The organism is Collinsella sp. OF02-10 (assembly GCF_003463445.1).
Taxonomy (GTDB): Bacteria; Actinomycetota; Coriobacteriia; order Coriobacteriales; family Coriobacteriaceae; genus Collinsella.
In genome coordinates this window covers 1-1,506 of the sequence record NZ_QSCW01000046.1, presented here as the reverse complement: position 1 = coordinate 1,506, position 1,506 = coordinate 1, and the positions used below count along the sequence as shown (strand labels likewise).

At 70.2% G+C, this 1,506-nt stretch carries 1 protein-coding gene; it reads left to right on the top strand.

What is annotated here, in order from left to right; translation table 11 throughout:
- Window positions 1-126 precede the first annotated feature (126 nt).
- A complete protein-coding gene (locus DXA43_RS10110) occupies window positions 127-1,446 on the top strand; it encodes an IS256 family transposase (RefSeq protein WP_233540082.1) in 1,320 nt (439 codons plus the stop codon).
- Window positions 1,447-1,506: the final 60 nt, after the last annotated feature.

Here is a 1,506-nt window from a genome sequence, read left to right as displayed (position 1 = left end):
GGTAGCGTGCAGAGATGTGGTGTAAGAGGCGGGGCATGCCCCGCCTCCGCCCTTTCTTGAAAGGGAGGGGACACCGCCTAGAATTCGTCGTTGGAGCAATGAAGGTGACGAATGGAAGGAAAGGCGATGCCCCAAGAAGAGAGTGTACTGCGCCTCGGCCGCGACGAGGCCCTCGAGGCGGCGAGGCTTTGGCAGGAGTGCGGCGACGCGCGCGAGTTCGCGTGCAGGGTGCTGGGCAGCGTGATGAACGCGCTGATGGACTCCGAGGCCCAGCAGATGTGCGGCGCGAGCCGCAACGAGCGCAGCGACGGCAGGGAGAACAGCCGCAACGGCTACCGCCCCAGGTCGCTCAAGACCGCCGTGGGCGACGTGGAGCTCGAGATACCCAAGCTCAGGCACGGCACCTACTACCCCGAGGGCATGCTCGCGCGATGGTCGCGCGTCGACACCTCGGTGGCCGCCATCGTGCAGGAGATGTACGTATGCGGCGTGTCCACCCGCAAGGTCGAGCGCGTGGCGTCCAAGCTGGGCATATCCTCGCTGTCGCGCTCGGAGGTCTCGAGCCTCTGCTCCGACCTCGACGCCGAGGTGGCGGAGTTCCGCCGCCGCGACCTGTCGGGCACGCCGTGCTGCTACCTGTGGCTCGACGCCACCTACATGAGCTGCAGGGTCGGCTCGTCGGTCGTCTCGCAGGGCGTCGTGACCGCGATCGGGCTGGGCGCCGACGGGCGCAAGCACTTCCTGGGCTGCGACGTGGTCGACACCGAGAGCGAGGACTCCTGGGCGGCATTCCTCGGCGGGCTGCGCGAGCGCGGGCTGGCCGGCGTTCGCCTCGTGGTCTCCGACAGCCACGCCGGGCTCGTGGCCGCCGTCTCGCGCCTGTTCCAGGGCTGCGCCTGGCAGCGCTGCGTGACGCACCTGCAGCGCAACCTCCAGAGCGCCTGCTCGGGCAGGCCCGAGGACTCCAAGGCGGCCGTCAGGGACCTCGTGCACGCCGCGGTCTACCAGGACGACCCCGACCTCGCGCGCTGCGTGTGGGCCGAGGCGGCGCCCTGGGTGGCGTCGGTGTCCGCCAGGGCCGGCGAGGTCTTCGAGCAGGCCGAGGACTCCGCGCTGGCGTTCACGGCCTTCCCCAGGGCGCACTGGGCCAAGCTCCGCACCGACAACGTCCAGGAGCGCGCCAACCGCGAGATCAAGCGCCGCTACAGGGTCGTGCAGTCCTTCCCCTCGAGGGAGTCGATGCTGCGCCTGACGTGCGCGAGCCTCATGGAGACCGAGGGACAGTGGTCCCAGCAGCGCGTGTTCTCCGAGGCCTCGGCCGCCGAGGGCTTCGCCGAGCCCGCGGACAGGCCGGCCCCGACAGAGGGGAGGCGCCGCGCGCTCGGGCGGCGCGCCAGGGAGATAGTGGACGAGATAGTCGAGAGGCGCGGTCTCAAGAAGGAGTAACATCGGGACTTGCAGCGACGGACCTCGGGACGCTCTTACACCACGTCTGCGCGCGCCACC